The organism is Pseudosulfitobacter sp. DSM 107133 (assembly GCF_022788695.1).
Classification (GTDB): Bacteria; Pseudomonadota; Alphaproteobacteria; order Rhodobacterales; family Rhodobacteraceae; genus Pseudosulfitobacter.
The window spans coordinates 261199-277609 of record NZ_CP085154.1; the positions used below are offsets into that span (position 1 = coordinate 261199).

General features: G+C 62.4%; 15 protein-coding genes. 9 read left to right on the forward strand and 6 right to left on the reverse strand.

The features are described 5' to 3' along the window. Window positions 1–42: 42 nt before the first annotated feature. The 3 genes from DSM107133_RS01275 to DSM107133_RS01285 form a co-directional block, all read right to left on the reverse strand. Window positions 43–1620, reverse strand: a complete 1578-nt coding sequence (locus DSM107133_RS01275; protein ID WP_114293005.1) for a gamma-glutamyltransferase family protein — start codon at window positions 1618–1620, stop codon at window positions 43–45. A 255-nt stretch (window positions 1621–1875) separates the two neighbouring features. Then, on the reverse strand, window positions 1876–2379 hold the full coding sequence (locus tag DSM107133_RS01280) for an ATP-binding protein (RefSeq protein WP_243253574.1): 504 nt from the start codon (window positions 2377–2379) through the stop codon (window positions 1876–1878). After that, window positions 2351–2689 (reverse strand): STAS domain-containing protein, encoded by a 339-nt coding sequence (locus DSM107133_RS01285; RefSeq protein ID WP_114293006.1) that lies wholly within the window; start codon window positions 2687–2689, stop codon window positions 2351–2353. Before DSM107133_RS01285 ends, DSM107133_RS01280 begins: the two co-directional genes overlap by 29 nt. Window positions 2690–2780: 91 nt before the next feature. Between DSM107133_RS01285 and DSM107133_RS01290 the strand changes: the two genes are divergently transcribed. The 8 genes from DSM107133_RS01290 to rarD all read left to right on the forward strand — a co-directional run bounded on the left by DSM107133_RS01290 (window position 2781) and on the right by rarD (window position 12874). After that, window positions 2781–3953 (forward strand): acetyl-CoA C-acyltransferase, encoded by a 1173-nt coding sequence (locus tag DSM107133_RS01290; protein ID WP_114293007.1) that lies wholly within the window; start codon window positions 2781–2783, stop codon window positions 3951–3953. A gap of 125 nt (window positions 3954–4078) precedes the next feature. After that, window positions 4079–4873 (forward strand): pyrroline-5-carboxylate reductase dimerization domain-containing protein, encoded by a 795-nt coding sequence (locus tag DSM107133_RS01295; RefSeq protein ID WP_114293008.1) that lies wholly within the window; start codon window positions 4079–4081, stop codon window positions 4871–4873. A gap of 143 nt (window positions 4874–5016) precedes the next feature. Next, complete coding sequence (locus DSM107133_RS01300; RefSeq protein WP_114293009.1) at window positions 5017–5589, forward strand: XRE family transcriptional regulator; 573 nt, start codon at window positions 5017–5019, stop codon at window positions 5587–5589. A gap of 25 nt (window positions 5590–5614) precedes the next feature. Then, window positions 5615–5986, forward strand: coding sequence for a GFA family protein (locus DSM107133_RS01305; RefSeq protein ID WP_114293010.1), 372 nt, complete (start codon window positions 5615–5617; stop codon window positions 5984–5986). Beyond that, window positions 5983–8430, forward strand: coding sequence for an FAD-dependent oxidoreductase (locus tag DSM107133_RS01310; protein WP_114293011.1), 2448 nt, complete (start codon window positions 5983–5985; stop codon window positions 8428–8430). Before DSM107133_RS01305 ends, DSM107133_RS01310 begins: the two co-directional genes overlap by 4 nt. A gap of 51 nt (window positions 8431–8481) precedes the next feature. Continuing rightward, window positions 8482–9369, forward strand: a complete 888-nt coding sequence (locus DSM107133_RS01315) for a homocysteine S-methyltransferase family protein (protein WP_114293012.1) — start codon at window positions 8482–8484, stop codon at window positions 9367–9369. Window positions 9370–9443: 74 nt separating this feature from the next. Further along, window positions 9444–11891 (forward strand): FAD-dependent oxidoreductase, encoded by a 2448-nt coding sequence (locus DSM107133_RS01320; RefSeq protein ID WP_114293013.1) that lies wholly within the window; start codon window positions 9444–9446, stop codon window positions 11889–11891. A gap of 62 nt (window positions 11892–11953) precedes the next feature. Continuing rightward, window positions 11954–12874, forward strand: coding sequence for an EamA family transporter RarD (gene rarD / locus DSM107133_RS01325; RefSeq protein WP_114293014.1), 921 nt, complete (start codon window positions 11954–11956; stop codon window positions 12872–12874). Here rarD and DSM107133_RS01330 read toward each other — a convergent pair. Further along, window positions 12871–13281: a nuclear transport factor 2 family protein gene (locus DSM107133_RS01330; RefSeq protein WP_114293015.1), complete on the reverse strand. Its 411-nt coding sequence runs from the start codon at window positions 13279–13281 to the stop codon at window positions 12871–12873. The two genes, rarD and DSM107133_RS01330, sit on opposite strands and share 4 nt — an antisense overlap. A gap of 57 nt (window positions 13282–13338) precedes the next feature. Here DSM107133_RS01330 and DSM107133_RS01335 point away from each other — a divergent pair, with 57 nt between their 5' ends. Continuing rightward, entirely contained in the window at window positions 13339–13986 is a 648-nt protein-coding gene (locus DSM107133_RS01335; protein WP_114293016.1) for an RluA family pseudouridine synthase, read from the forward strand. Here DSM107133_RS01335 and DSM107133_RS01340 read toward each other — a convergent pair. Together DSM107133_RS01340 and DSM107133_RS01345 are read right to left on the reverse strand one after the other, a co-directional pair. Beyond that, the gene (locus tag DSM107133_RS01340) at window positions 13983–14834 is read right to left on the reverse strand and encodes an alpha-1,2-fucosyltransferase (protein ID WP_114293017.1); all 852 of its coding nucleotides are present in this window, start codon (window positions 14832–14834) and stop codon (window positions 13983–13985) included. The genes DSM107133_RS01335 and DSM107133_RS01340 overlap by 4 nt on opposite strands. Before the next feature lie 125 nt (window positions 14835–14959). Continuing rightward, the gene (locus DSM107133_RS01345; protein WP_114293018.1) at window positions 14960–16399 is read right to left on the reverse strand and encodes an aldehyde dehydrogenase family protein; all 1440 of its coding nucleotides are present in this window, start codon (window positions 16397–16399) and stop codon (window positions 14960–14962) included. Window positions 16400–16411: the final 12 nt, after the last annotated feature.

Consider the following 16411-nt stretch of genomic DNA (forward strand, 5'->3'; position numbering starts at 1 on the left):
TGGGAGTCGGGTGCGCAGTTTGACCTGCGCACCCTGATTGCATCAGTATCCCAGCGCGCAACCGTCCTTGCGCGGATCGCTCGCGCCTTCCAACACGCCGCTGTCATGCAGCTTGATCGCCTGTGCCCCGCCAAGGGGCGAATCAGGGATCTGTACGCTGTGCCCCATATCGGCCAGTTCCTGACGCACGGCGTCGGAGTATCCACGTTCGACCTGCAACACGCCCTTTTCGGGAAAGCTGCGGGGCGCGTCGATGGCGGTCTGGGGGTCCATGCCGAAATCGGTCAGGTTGGTCGTAAACCGCGCGTGGCCAGCTGGCTGGTATTGTCCGCCCATCACGCCAAAAGGCATCACCGGCTTGCCGTTTGCGCGGATGATGCCCGGAATGATCGTGTGCATCGGGCGTTTGCCGCCTTTCAACTCGTTCGGATGTCCTTCGGTCAGGGAAAAACCTGCGCCGCGGTTCTGGAACAGGATGCCGAATTTGTCCGAAGCGATGCCGGACCCGAAGCCGTGAAAAATCGAATAGATCAGCGATACGATCATGCCATCGCCGTCGACCACGGTGATATAGATGGTGTCCTTGTGCACCGCTTCCGAAATCTCGGTGGCGCTGGCCATCGCGCGTTTGGGGTCGATCAGGGCGGCCAGTTTGGCGGCGGTGTCTTCGGACAGCAGATAATCAAGCCGGGTCATATGGTCGGCGTCCGCCAGAAAACGGTTGCGCGTGTCATAGGCCAGCTTGGCCGCCTCGGCCTCGATATGCGCGCGCTCTGCGCCAAAAGGGTCCATCGCGGCGATGTCGAAATGTTTGAGGATATTCAACAGCAAGAGCGCCACAGCCCCCTGGCCGTTAGGCGGATGTTCGACCACTTCGATGTCTTTGTAAGCCCCCGCCACCGGAGTCGTGTCGGTGCAGGCGGCATTGGCAAAATCCTCTGCCGTATGCACCCCGCCCAACGCGTTTAGCGCAGCGATCATATCGTCAGCGACTTCGCCGGTGTGAAACGCATCGCGTCCGTCCCTGGCGATACGGCGCAGCACTTCGGCCTGTTTGGGGGCGCGAAAGATCTGGCCGGTTTTCGGGATCTGGCCGTTCACCATATAGGTTTCGCGCGCGACGCCTTGCAGCGCTTCGGAATTGGAAATCCAGTCAGACGCCACACGCGGGGCGACGGGTACACCGGCTTCGGCATAGTGAATCGACGGCGCCAGCAGCGCATCAATGCCCAGTTTGCCGACGCGCTGGGAGAGGGTGCAAAAGGCGTCGATCGCACCGGGGATCGTTACCGCATGGGGGCTGCCCAGCGGCACGGTGTCGTGGCCTGCGTCGCGCAGCATGGCGGCATCCAACCCGGCAGGCGCGCGGCCCGATCCGTTCAGAGCGTTCACCTTGGTCTCGCCGGGCATCGACCACAGCACGAAACAATCGCCGCCAATGCCTGTCATTTGCGGTTCGCAAATGCCCAGCAGAACGGCTCCTGCAATGGCGGCGTCCATAGCGTTGCCACCGCGTTTGAGGATGTCGATGGCGGTGGAAGCGGCCAAGGGATGCGATGTCGCGCACATGCCATTTGTGGCCAGGACGGGCGAGCGGCCCGGAAAATGAAAGTCGCGCATGGGGGCTCCTTTTGGTGTCAGACAAAGGATACCTAGCGGGGTGCTGGCCAAAGGCCAAGCTTATGACAATGTTCGGGAATAAGATCCTCGGTGCCGTGCACTGGGTGGGGGCTGTTACACACGACACCGAGGGAAGCTATATGCAGCTACAGGTCTATATTTGCCGGTGGAACAAGGCAGGATTGAGGAACGAATCGGGCGCTTTTGGGGTCTGTGTCAACAGTAGCGCCCGCAGCGGCGGAAATGCCCGTATTCTCAAGACACCGGGGTGCCCAATGCCACTGCCATGCGCAGCGAAAGATGATTGGTCCCGTTGCGGCGGCGATAGGTAACCTCTTTGGCCAGATTCTGTATCAGAAACCAGCCAAACCCCCCCTCTGGCATGTCCAGCAGGTCGACATCGACATTCACGGCCAGCCCAAGCGGGGTGCGCCCGTCGGGCATCGGCTGCCCTTCGTCCGTGATTTTAAAGTGCAAACCGTCGCGCCGGTGCTGGCATCGCAAGTCGATGGGCCCCGACTGTATGCCGTTGGCATAAGCGTGTTCGCAGATGTTGTTCATCGCCTCGGCCAGCACCAGTTCGACCGCGCCCAGTTCTTCGATATCAAGGGACAGTTCTTCAAGATTTCCCTTCAGGATTTCAAAAGCTTGCCGCGCGGCCTGTGGCCCGCTGTCCACATGGACATGTACCTCGGGCAGGGTGCGCATTTTGTTGTCGTGCAGGACCATGTCACGCTGCCAGCGCGCTGCGCGCGTCATCAAGTGTGGCGAACAGGCTGAACACAGAATCCATCCGTGTGAGTTTGAACACCTTGTCGACAGTCGGTGTCAGACCCGCCAGCGCCAGCTTGCGTTGGGGTGCAAGGTGCTTCATCGCGGCGACAATCGCACCCAGTCCGCTGGAGTCGATGAAATCCACTGCCGACAGATCCAGCACCACCAGATCGGGGCCATTGTCTGTCTCGGCGCGCATCGCGTCCTTGAATTCGATGGCCCCCGCGGCGTCGATTCGCGCGTTCCGCACCGTCACAATGCGCACTTGGCCTTCTGTTTTACTCGAGAGTTCCATACTAATCCCTCACGTCTCACGCTCGCGACCATGATTAGGCCGCAAGTCTTACCAACTCGTAACCACGGGTAGAAGAATCAGAAGGTGAACTATGACTGAAGTAATCATTTGCGGCGCATCCCGCACTCCGATGGGTGGTTTTCAGGGCGCTCTTTCCGGTCTGACAGCCTCGGAACTGGGGGGCGCCGCCATTCGCGCAGCACTGGCCGGTGCCGGCACCGATACGGTAGACGAAGTCCTGATGGGTTGTGTGTTGCCCGCAGGTCAGGGCCAGGCTCCCGCGCGTCAGGCCGGTTTTGCCGGCGGTCTGGGCAAGGAAGTGCCCGCGACAACGCTGAACAAGATGTGCGGTTCGGGCATGAAAGCGGCGATGATCGCCTTTGACCAGATCGCATTGGGTCACACCGACCTGATGATCGCAGGCGGCATGGAAAGCATGACACAGGCCCCCTATCTGCTGCCCAAAATGCGTGATGGCGCACGGTTGGGACACGGGCAGGTGATTGATCACATGTTCCTTGACGGTCTCGAAGACGCCTATGACAAGGGCCGTCTGATGGGCACCTTTGCCGAAGATTGCGCCGAAACCTACCAGTTTACCCGCGAACGGCAGGATGAATTCGCGCTGGCCTCGCTAAGCCGCGCGCTTGAGGCGCAAAGCAGCGGTGCCTTTGCCGATGAAATCGCTGCCATCGACGTGAAGTCGCGCAAGGGCGCGGTCACGGTCAGCGCCGACGAACAGCCCGCCAACGCCCGCCCCGAGAAGATCCCCCAACTCAAACCGGCCTTCCGCGAGGGCGGCACCGTGACGGCGGCCAATTCGTCGTCGATCTCGGACGGCGCTGCGGCGCTGGTTCTCAGCTCGGCCGAAGCGGCCAAGGCGCGTGGTCTGACGGTGCGCGCGCGCATACTGGGCCACGCCAGCCACGCACAGGAACCCGGCCTGTTCACCACGGCCCCGGTGCCTGCCGCACAGAAACTGCTGGCGCGCATCGGCTGGAGCAAGGACGACGTTGATCTGTGGGAGGTGAACGAAGCTTTTGCCGTGGTGCCCATGGCGTTCATGCACGAAATGGGGCTGAGCCATGACATCGTGAACGTCAACGGTGGCGCCTGTGCTTTGGGACACCCCATCGGTGCCTCGGGCGCACGTATCATCGTGACGCTTCTGAACGCGCTGGAAAAACGCAACCTCAAGCGCGGGATTGCGGCCATTTGCATCGGGGGTGGCGAAGGTACGGCTATCGCAATCGAACGTATCTGACCAGCTTCGCGCGGTCGGCCCGGTACCACGGGCCGACAATCTGAATATCGCCCTGAACGGGCCGCGTTCTGTGTTAGAGTAGGCAGGGCGCGGTGCTTTCCGCGAAGCGGAACAGGAGCATGGAAATGGGACCATTGGACAGCAGCGTTGGCATTATTGGCGGTTCGGGCATGTTGGGTGCCGCGATCTCCACCGCACTGCTTGCCAGCAGAGTGGTTGATCCCCAACGGTTCTGGGTTTCGAACCGTACCGGCACCACGCCGGACTTTGGCCAGACGTCCGGTATCAATGTCACCACGGACAACCAGCACCTGGTGGATGCATGCGATACGATTATCCTGTGCGTGCCACCTGCCAGTTTTCCCGACATCCGCATTCACGCCGCTGACAAGCTGGTGCTCTCGGTGATGGCCGGTATGACCTTGGACAAGATTGCGTCGCAAACCGGGGCCGCGCGTGTCATCCGCGCCATGAGCAGCCCGGCCGCGTCTTTGGCGCTGGCCTTCTCCCCGTGGTTCGCAAGCGCCGCCGTGACGGCACAGGATCGTGACATTGTCGGCCTGCTGCTGGGGGCCTGCGGCCTGACAGACCAGGTGTTCGACGAAGGCCAGATAGATCATTTCACGGCAATGACCGGCCCTGTACCCGGCTTTGTGGCCCTGTTCGCGCAATGCATGGTCGACCACGCCGAACGACAGGGCATCGACAGGCAGGTGGCGGACCGCGCTGTGCGCCAGCTTTTCCTTGCGGGGGGAACCATGCTGGCACAGGGCAGCGCGCGGCCTGCCGATCATGTCAGGTGGATGATTGACTATGCGGGCACAACGGCTGCCGGACTGAACGCAATGATCGACGCTGATCTGTCGAAAACAATCAGCGACGGGCTGACGGCGGCAGCGCACAAGGCGCAGTCACTTTAACCGCTATCCGGCTTGCAAGGCCGTCGCTGCCTTTGCTCCTTTTTGTTCGGCTGTGCGCGCACTCCCGTGAAATTTTGTCTTGATTTTTCACTTGCGGCAGCGCACCGTGAAATTCAGGCGCAATTTTTCACCGCGAGACGCATATGCTGCAATCTTCCCCCGATACGGCCAAAACGCTGGGCGCCGACCTGCGCGCCTTGCGCAAGGCGCGAGGGGTCACCTTGCAGGATATGGCCGATGCGCTGGGCCGCTCTGTCGGTTGGCTCAGTCAGGTCGAGCGTGACCTGTCCGAGCCTTCGATCACCGATCTGCGCCATATTGCAGCGCACCTGGGTGTATCGGTGTCGATGTTGTTCCGCCACGCCGCCGCCCCTGCCCACGAGGCCGGCTATATCGTGCGCAAAGGCGCGCGTCGGCCTATCGGGTCAGCCGTGGCGGGTCTGGTCGAGGAACTGCTGTCGCCCGACCTGACGGACGATTTCGAGATGGTGCATTCCACCTTTGCCCCGCAGTCCGAGATTGCCGAACCGGTCACCCGCCCCACCCAAGAGGTTGGCTATCTGGTTTCCGGCACGCTTGAGCTGGAAATCGCAGGTACCCTCTACACCATCCACCCCGGCGACAGCTTCCGTATCCGGGGTGAGCCATTCCGCTGGATGAACCCCCATGACGCGCCCGCCATGGCGATCTGGGTCATCGCCCCCCCCGTTTACTGAGGACCAAGCCGCAGGAGTGCCCAAAATGCTGACCGGAAGCTGTCTGTGTGGCAGCGTGGCCTTTACCGCCACTGCAACCGCCAAAGATCCCGCCGCCTGCCACTGCACACAGTGCCGCAAACAGTCGGGGCATGTCTGGGCTTCGGTTCAGGTGCCGCTGTCTGCCTTCGCGGTGCAAGGCGACGTGCGCTGGTTCGAAGCCAGCGAAACCGCCAAACGCGGCTTTTGCCCCACCTGCGGGTCGTCCTTGTTCTGGAAAAGCCATGCCGAGGATGAAATCGGCATTGCGCTGGGCGCGCTTGAGGCGCCGACAGGGCTGACCCTGACCCGCCACATCTTTACCGAGGACAAGGGGGATTACTACCAGATCACCCCGGATCAGGATCAACGCGCATGAGCACATTTCCCACTACAGCCCGCGTTGTCATCATCGGCGGCGGGGTGGTCGGCACCTCGTCGCTGTACCATCTGGCCAAGGCAGGGTGGAGTGATTGCGTTCTGCTGGAAAAGAACGAACTGACCGCAGGCAGCACGTGGCACGCCGCCGGAAACTGTCCCAGCTTCAGCACGTCGTGGGCGGTGATGAACATGCAGCGCTATTCGCTGGGCCTGTATGCGGGGCTGGCCGAGGCGGTGGATTATCCGATGAATTATCACGTCACGGGGTCGGTGCGCCTGGGCCATTCCCGCGAACGGATGCAAGAGTTTGAACGCGCCCGCGCCATGGGCCGTTATCAGGGGCTGGACCTTGAAATGATGGCGGTGGCGGACATCAAGGATCGCTATCCTTTCATCGAAACGCATGATCTGGCAGGGGCGCTGTGGGACCCCGATGATGGTGACATCGACCCCGCGCAATTGACGCAGGCACTGGCCAAAGGGGCGCGTGCCATGGGCGCGCGCATCGAACGGTTCTGTCCAGCCACCGGCGTCAGCCGTCAGGGCAACGAATGGATCGTCCACACCGACAAGGGCGACATCCGCTGCGAAAAAGTGGTCAATGCCGCCGGATATTACGCCCAGCGTGTCGGTGAATGGTTCAAACCCTACGGCGGGCGCACTGTGCCGATGACGGTGATGAGCCACCAGTATTTCCTGACCGAAGAAATCCCCGCGCTGGCCGAATGGACCCGCGACAATGGCCGCAAGGTGCCGCTGCTGCGCGACGTGGACAGCTCGTATTACCTGCGTCAGGACAAGAACGGCCTGAACCTTGGCCCCTACGAGCGGAACTGCCGCGCCCACTGGATCACCCCCGAAGATCCGATGCCCGAGGATTTCAGCTTTCAGCTTTATCCCGACGATCTGGAACGGCTGGAGTGGTACATCGAGGACGCGATGGCCCGTGTGCCCATTCTTGGCACCGCCGGCGTTGGCCGGGTGATCAACGGCCCCATTCCCTATGCGCCCGACGGCCTGCCCCTGATCGGACCGATGCCCGGCGTACCCAATGCGTTCGAGGCTTGCGTGTTCACCTTTGGCATCACCCAGGGCGGCGGTGCGGGCAAGGTGCTGGCCGAATGGGTGACCGAGGGGCAGACCGAATGGGACATGTGGTCCTGCGACCCGCGCCGCTTCACCGATTACACCGATCAGGACTATTGCAATCAAAAGGCGATGGAAACCTACGGCCACGAATACGCCATGCACTTCCCGCACCACGCATGGCCCGCCGGCCGCGACCGCAAGCTGTCACCTGCCCACGATCAGGTGCTGGCCAAGGGCGGCGTCATGGGTGCCTATAACGGCTGGGAACGCGCCAACTGGTTCGCGGCACCCGGCGACGACACCAGCGAAGCAGCGACCCAGACGTGGGATCGCAACGGCCCGTGGGCGCTGCGCGTGCGCGAAGAGGTCGAAGCGGTGCGCGACGATGTGGGCGTGCTGGACCTGCCGGGGTTCTCGCGGTTCAACCTGTCAGGGGCTGGTGCCGCCGAATACCTGCGCGGCAAGATCTCGGGCGGCCTGCCCAAGGTCGGGCGCATGAACCTTGGCTATTTCCCCGACAGCCGGGGGCGCATCCTGACCGAAATGTCGATCCTGCGGCACGATGAAGACGCCTTTACCCTGATCACCGCAGCCACGGCGCAGTGGCACGATTGGGATGTGTTGCACGGCGACCTGCCCGAGGGGCTGACACTGACCGACCATACGAAAGAGTATGGAACTCTGATCGTCACCGGCCCCAACAGCCGCGCCTTGTTTGAACGTCTGGAGACCCAGGCCGACCTGAATGCCCCCTGGCTCACCCATCAGGTCGCAACCGTCGCGGGCAGGCCCTGTGCGCTGGCAAGGGTGTCCTTTGCGGGCGAGTTGGGCTGGGAAATCCACGCGGCCAACGCGGACGTCGCTCCGTTGTACCGGGCCGTGACCGAAGCAGGCGCCAAACCCTTTGGCATGTATGCGCTGAACGCCATGCGCATCGAAAAGGGCTATCGCACGTGGAAGGGCGACCTCAGCACCGATTACACCCTGTTCGAGGGCGGCCTTGAGCGTTTCATCAAGCTGGACAAGCCACAGGATTTCCCCGGCAAGCAAGCGCTGCTGGCTGAACACCAGCAGGGTCCCGCCAAACGCTTTGTCACATTGATCGTCGATGCCGACGACGCGGATGCGCCCTATATGTCGACGCTCTGGCACGACGGTGCGGTTGCGGGCGAAGTGACAAGCGGTGACTGGGGTTACCGGGTGAATGCGTCAATCGCGCTGGGCATGCTGCGCGCCGATCTGGCGGTGGCGGGAACCGAGGTTCAGGTCGACATCTTCGGCACCAGACACCGCGCCGTGGTGCAACCGGACGAACCCCTTTGGGACCCGCAGAACAACCGCTTGCGAGCCTGAGCAGATGGCTGCTAACGCATCCGGCATTCAATCCGGAACAGGAACAGATCAATGACTCAGATTATTCTTCTCGACGGCGGCATGGGGCAGGAACTGATCCACCGCGCGGGCGACCGGCCCACGCCGTTGTGGTCCACACAGGTGATGGTTGAACACCCCGGCATGGTCGAAGGTGTCCACCGTGATTTCACCGCAGCGGGGGCCACGGTCGCAACCGCCAACACCTATGCGATTATCCGCGACCGTTTTGTCGGCACCGAGATGGACGGTCAGTTCGAAAGCCTGCTTGCCCGTGCCTTGGCCGAAGCCCGAAACAGTGACGCGGATTGCATTGCCGGTTCGATGGGCCCGCTCGTTGCTTCCTACCGCCCGGACCTGCATCCCGACGTCGACACCGCCATTCCGCTTTACGCCGAAGTGGCAAACTTGCTGGCACCGTCCTGCGACCTGTTGATCTGCGAAACCGTGGCATCGCTCGATCACGCGCGCAGCGCTCTGGCCGGAGCCGCCACAACCGGAAAACCTGTCTGGCTGGCGGTCACTGTTGACGACACTGACGGCACCACATTGCGCTCTGGTGAAGCGGTCGCAGACATTCTGCCGATTGCAGCAGAAACAGCTGCTGCCGTCCTCATCAATTGCTCGGCTCCCGAGGTCATTCCCGCAGCCCTCTCGGTCCTGTCGCAGGGCGCGCTGCCCTACGGTGCCTATGCCAACGGCTTTCAGCGCATCACCGAAGAATTCCTGCAATCGCGCCCCACCGTCGCTGACCTGCAAACCCGCCACGATTTCACCCCTGCAGCTTATGCCGATCACGTCATGGCATGGGTCGACGCAGGGGCCACCATCGTCGGTGGTTGCTGCGAAGTCAGCCCCGCCCATATCGCTGAAATTGCCCGCCGCCTGACAGCATCAGGTCACACCCTCACCCGCCCCTAATTTCTTTTGGCCCCAAATATCCCGGGGGTGCGGGGGCTGGCCCCCGCTGAACCCGCCCAACCACGGAGACCGCCATGCCCGACCTGCCCACACATGCCCGCGTCGTCATCATCGGTGGCGGTGTCATCGGTTGCTCCGTCGCCTACCACCTGACGCAACTGGGGTGGCGCGATGTCGTGCTGCTGGAACGCAAGCAGCTGACCTCGGGCACCACATGGCACGCCGCAGGGTTGATCGCCCAACTGCGGGCGTCGGCCAACATGACCAAACTGGCGAAATATTCGCAGGAGCTTTACGGCAATCTGGAAGCCGAAACAGGTGTGGCAACGGGCTTCAAACGGGTCGGCTCGATCACCGCCGCCCTGACGACCGAGCGCCTGGAAGAGCTGCACCGGCAGGCTGCCATGGCTCGCGCCTTTGGTGTCGAGGTGCAGGAAATCAGCCCCTCCGAGGTCAAGGCGAAATACGAACACCTGAACATCGACGGTGTCACGGGCGGTGTCTATCTGCCGCTGGACGGGCAGGGTGATCCGTCCAACATCGCACTGGCGCTGGCCAAGGGCGCGCGACAGCGCGGGGCGCACATCCAGGAACGCGCTGCCGTCACCAACATCACCCGCGCGGGCCGCCGCGTGACGGGCGTGGACTGGCGGGGCGCGGATGGCAGCAACGGGCATATCGCCTGCGACATGATCGTGAACTGTGCGGGCATGTGGGGTCATCAAGTGGGCCGCATGGCAGGGGTGAACGTGCCGCTGCAAGCCTGCGAACACTTCTACATCGTCTCCGAAGCGATCCCCGGCCTGACCCAGATGCCGGTGCTGCGGGTGCCTGACGAATGCGCCTATTACAAGGAAGACGCGGGCAAGATCCTGCTGGGCGCCTTCGAGCCTGTCAGCAAACCCTGGGCCGTGAACGGCATTCCGCCGGATTTCGAATTTGACCAGCTGCCCGAAGATTTCGACCACTTCGAACCAATCCTTGAGGCCGCCGTCAACCGGATGCCGATGCTGGCCGATGCGGGTATTCATACATTCTTCAACGGCCCCGAAAGCTTTACGCCCGATGATGCCTACCACCTCGGCCTTGCACCAGAGATGGACAACGTCTGGGTCGCGGCGGGGTTCAACTCGATCGGTATCCAGTCGGCGGGCGGCGCGGGCATGGCGCTGGCACAGTGGATGGAGGCGGGCGAAAAGCCGTTCGATCTGGGCGATGTCGACATCGCGCGGATGCAGCCGTTTCAGGGCAACAAGACTTACCTTGCCGCTCGCGCTTCGGAAACGCTGGGGCTGCTCTATGCCGATCACTTCCCCTATCGCCAGAAGGCCACCGCACGCGGTATCCGCCGCACGCCGTTCCACCATCACCTGCTGGAACAGGGCGCTGTCATGGGCGAACTGGCCGGGTGGGAACGGGCCAACTGGTACGCCAACCCCGGCCAGACGCCGGAATATGCCTACAGCTGGAAACGCCAGACCTTCTTTGACAACATCGCTGCCGAACACCGTGCCGTGCGCGAAAATGTCGGCATTTACGACATGTCGTCCTTTGGCAAGATCCGCGTCGAAGGGCCGGACGCCTGCGCCTTTCTCAACCACATCGGCGGCGGGCAGTATGACGTGCCCGTGGGCCGCATCGTCTACACCCAGTTCCTGAACCCGCGCGGCGGGATCGAGGCGGATGTGACCGTGACCCGTCTGAGCGAAACAGCCTATCTGGTCGTGACCCCTGCCGCCACGCGGCTGGCCGACCAGACATGGATGATGCGCCACAAGGGGGATCACAACGTGGTGCTGACCGACGTGACGGCCGCCGAGGCGGTGCTGGCCGTCATGGGCCCCAACGCCCGCAAGCTGTTGCAGATGGTGTCGCCTGCCGATTTCGGCAACGACATCAACCCCTTCGGCACCGCACAAGAGATCGAGATCGGCATGGCGCTGGCCCGTGTGCACCGCGTGACCTATGTGGGCGAACTGGGTTGGGAGGTGTACATCAGCGCCGATATGGCAGGCCACGTGTTCGAGGTGCTGCACGCCGCAGGTCAGCAGATGGGGGCCAAGCTGTGCGGGATGCACATGATGGACACCTGCCGGATCGAAAAGGGTTTCCGCCATTTCGGCCATGACATCACCGCCGAGGATCATGTTCTGGAAGCGGGCCTTGGCTTTGCGGTCAAGCTGGACAAGCCGGCCTTTATCGGGCGCGACGCGGTGCTGCGCAAGAAAGAGGCCGGGCTGGAGCGTCGTCTGGCGCAGTTCCGCCTGACCGATCCCGAACCGCTGCTGTATCACAACGAACCGGTGTTGCGGGACGGCAAGATCGTCGGCTTTCTCAGTTCGGGTGCGTATGGTCATCACCTGGGCGCGGCGGTGGGCTTGGGCTATGTACCCTGTGCGGGGCAAAGCGTGGCGGATGTGCTGGCTTCGTCTTATGAGATAGACGTGGCGGGCCACCGTTACGCTGCGGAAGTATCGCTGAAACCCTTCTATGATCCGACAGGCGCGCGTACCAAGGTCTGACGGCTCTGGTGCACCCTGAAGGCGGGTGCTAGGCAACAGGCACACCATCAGGACAGACCCCCATGCGCACGCCCCCCGCTCCGAATGTAAACCCTGCCAGCGGGGACACGGCCCAAGGGCTGGGTTTCGCGCTGGGTGCCTATATTCTTTGGGGCTTTCTGCCACTATATCTAAAGGCCGTCAGCCATGTGCCCGCTGCCGAAGTCGTGGCGCACAGGATCATCTGGGCGGTGCCGATTGCGGCAGGCCTGCTGATCGCACTCGGCCGCACCCGCGACATTCGCGCCGCTCTGCGCAGTCCGCGCACGCTGGCGATGGGCTGTGTCACCGCGGCGTTGATCACGATCAACTGGGGCATCTACGTCTGGGCCATCGCGGAGAATCGCGCGCTGGATGCGGCATTGGGTTATTACATCAACCCGCTGTTCAGCGTGGCACTTGGCGCTTTGCTTCTGGGCGAAAAGCTGGACAAGCTGCAACTGGCCGCCGTGGCGCTGGCGCTGTGCGCGGTGGTGGTTCTGGCCACCACGCTGGGAACGGTGCCGTGGGCGGCCATTGCCATTACCGTCAGTTGGGGGTTTTACGCGCTGGCCAAGAAACAACTGCCCATCGGTCCCAATCAGGGGTTCTTGCTGGAAGTTCTGATCCTGCTGCTGCCGGCGCTGGGCTATGTCGGCTATCTGACCACCACCGGCCAAAGCCATTTCATGGCAGGCGACAGCCACGACACATGGCTGCTGATGGGCTGTGGCGTGGTGACGGCAGTGCCGCTGATCCTGTATGCCAACGGGGCCAAGCAACTGCGCCTGACCACCATCGGCGTGCTGCAATACGTGGCGCCGACGATGATCTTTCTGGTGGCGGTCTTTGTCTTCAAAGAACCCTTTGGCCAGGCGCGGATGATCGCGTTCCCGATGATCTGGGGCGCACTGGTGCTTTATACCATCTCGATGATCAGGCAGATGCGCGGCCGCCGCGCCTAGCTGATCGCCTCGCGAAAGGTGGCAAAGCTGGGGTCCTTGGCGATCCGCGCCATCATCGCCTCGCGCAGCGCACCGACCGTCTTGTACGGGCGCATGACCACTTCGAACTCCTGCACCAGCCCGTCGTCATTCAGCGTGATCAGATCGACACCCACCGCATCCAACCCTTCGACCTTGCACTGGAACTCCAGCATCCAGTCGCGCCCTTCGCCCAGCACGCGGCGATAGGAGAAATCGGTGAAAACCGCATTCACATGCCCAAGCACCGCCGCCACGGCCGCACGCCCGGTCCACGTCTTCCAATAGGTCGGCGGCATGAACCGGATGTCCTCGGCAAACAGCGGCAGGATCGCGTCGTCGTTCTTGGCCAGAACCGCGTCGTGGAAGGCTTGGACGGTAGCGTGCATTTGGGGGGCCCTTTCATCATGGGTTGAAACCACAGCCTACATCTGGAAAGCAGCGGCATGGAAACTGTTTATGCGCCCCCGACCGATCCGCTGGTCTTTTTGCACGACGATGCGGACATCGTCGTCGTCGACAAACCTGCGGGCCTGCTCAGCGTGCCGGGGCGGGGTGACCATCTGGCGGATTGCCTGATCACCCGCGTTCAGGCCGTGTTTCCAACGGCGCTGGTGGTGCATCGGCTGGACCGCGATACCAGCGGCGTCATGATCTTTGCCCTGTCGCCCCACGCGCAGCGCACCCTGTCGACACAGTTCGCCGAACGTAAGACGCAAAAGGCCTATGTGGCGCTGGTGCAGGGCGAACCCGAAGAAGACAAAGGCACCATCGACCTGCCGGTGATTGTGGACTGGCCGAACCGCCCGCTGCAAAAGGTCTGCCACGAGACGGGAAAGCCCGCCGTGACCGACTGGCGCGTGGTCAAACGGCACGGCGACAGCGCGCGTATGCGGCTGGTTCCGCACACGGGCCGCACCCATCAGTTGCGGGTGCATATGCTGGCGCTGGGGCATCCGATCCTGGGTGATCCGTTCTATGCCCATGGGGCCGCCGCCGATTACCCACGCATGATGCTGCACGCCGAGGAACTGCGCGTGAAGCACCCCGAGAACGGGAAATCGATCCGCTTTCGCGCCAAGGCGCCGTTTTAAGCTGTTGTGCCGACGCTGATCCAGCGCGGGGGCAGAATGTCGGGGTTGGACATGGACGTATCGGCAAACCACCTTGAGGGGCCTGCCACGATGCTGTCTGGCGTCTCGCCCAACCATGCCGCCCACCAGCTGAAGGAAGAATTGGCGATGATGTTGTGCTGGCACAGGGTCATCAGGCGCAGGTCTTCGTAGTCGGCGTCGGGTCCGTTGAAATCCACCACAACCTTGTCGAAGGGCAGCGGCAAGTTGGCCTTGGCCCAGTCGGGATCGTCCGAGAAGACGTAGACGGTGGGGTCGGCATCCATACGCATGCGAATGGCAGCAAGGGCCGCGTCGTAATAAGCCTGATCGCACAGCGCCATGGTGTTGACCTTAACATAGTCCCCACGCCGCACGTGCAATGCCACCGACGGCCCACGGGCGATACGCGCGGCCATGTCCGCGTTCTGCGCCGACATGGGCGTTCGAAAGACAAAGGCGCTGCGCAGCGTGTCAGCGATGTCGGCAAAGTACTGCTCCGACTGCCAGTAGCCGTGCAAATAGCTGTCGTCTGCCCAATGTGCGAAGTCCGGGTTATAGCCCAGTCCCTTCTCACGTCGAATGCGCGGCCGCTTGCCCAACCCGCGCCACGCCGCGTAGGCGAGCGGTTGCTGGTGTTTCACAGGGGGCAACGGTGCCTCAGCCAGATCGGGCAGGTCGAACACCCGCAAAAGCGTGCCGTCACCCTTATGCAGCGCCGTGCGATCGTCCAGCACCACGCGCGTGCACTGCCGTTCCGCCAACGCGCGCGCGGCGGCATATTGAAACATCTGGTTGCCCAGACGTCCGTGCAGGCGGGAAAAAATCATGGATGGTTTTGATCCTCGGGTCTGTGTTCACATTGGATACGCGCAATAGCGGAACCGGACCAGATTAAAAAAGGGCGAAGAAAACACTTCGCCCCTTGTTTGATTCTTAGCAGGTGAACCTGATCTTATTCAGCCGCCCAGCCAGAGACTGCCTTGACCTCGAGGAAATCCTCGATGCCCCAGACGCCGCCTTCACGGCCATTGCCCGATTGCTTCATGCCGCCAAAGGGTGAACCCGCCGCGCGGCTGGTGCCGTTCATTTCGACCATGCCCGACCGCAACTGTTTGGCCAGACGGTTGGCGCGCGTGCCGTCCTGGGTCTGGACGTAGTTGGTCAGACCATAGACCGTGTCGTTGGCAATCTCGACCGCCTCTTCCTCGGTGTCGAAGGGGATGATCGACAGCACAGGGCCAAAGATTTCCTCGCGCGCGATGGTCATGTCGGGGTTCACGTCGGCAAAGACGGTCGGTTTGACATAAAACCCGCGGTTCATCCCTTCGGGACGGCCCGTGCCACCGGCGATCAGGCGGGCGCCTTCGTCGATGCCCTTCTGGATCAGGTCCTGGATCTTGTTCCACTGCACTTCGTTCACCACGGGACCGATGTGCTTGCCCTCTTCCGAGGCGGGACCGACTGTGACCTGATTGGCCACGGCAGCAGCCTCTTCAACCGCGCGGTCGTAAACGCCGCGCTGGACCAGCATACGGCTGGGCGCGTTGCACGATTGGCCGGTGTTGTTCATCATGTGCAGAACACCGCGTTTCACTGCCTTGTTGTCGGCATCGTCAAAGATCAGGTTGGCGCCCTTGCCACCCAGCTCAAGATGCACACGTTTCAGCGTGTCGGCGGCGTTCTTCGAAATCAGCGTGCCTGCGCGGGTCGAGCCGGTAAAGCTGACCATATCCACGTCCTTGTGGCCGCTCAGTGTGTTGCCGACACCGGCGCCGTCGCCGTTGACCAGGTTGAACACACCGGCAGGAAAGCCTGCCTCGTCCATCAACTCGGCAAAGATCATCGCGTTCAGCGGGCTCTCTTCCGACGGTTTCAGAGCCATCGTGCAGCCTGCGATGGCTGCTGCGCCAACTTTCAGGGTGACCTGGTTCATCGGCCAGTTCCACGGTGTAATCAACGCCGCAACGCCAACCGCTTCATAGATGATCCGGTCGTTCGGCGCGTGATCGCCCAGCGGGCGGACAAAATCGAACTTTTTCGCCGCAGCGATAAAGTTGGACAGGTGCCAGGTGCCTGAACCCACTTGCGATGTTTTCGACATGGAAATGGGCGCGCCCATTTCGGTGCTCATGGCGGCGGCCAGATCGTCGGCGCGGGCCTTGTAAACCTCGACCAGCTTTTCAACCAGTGCGATCCGCTCGGATGCAGGCGTGGCCATCCAGCCCGGCAAAGCCGCCTTGGCTGCGGCAACAGCGGCGTCGGCATCGGCCTGACCGCCCAGCGAGATCACGGCACAGGGTTCTTCGGTCGACGGGTCGATGACGTTGTGGTCCTTGCCCTCAATCGGAGCAACCCATTTGCCATTGATGTAAAAGTCGCGTTTCTCCAGCATGATAATGCCTCC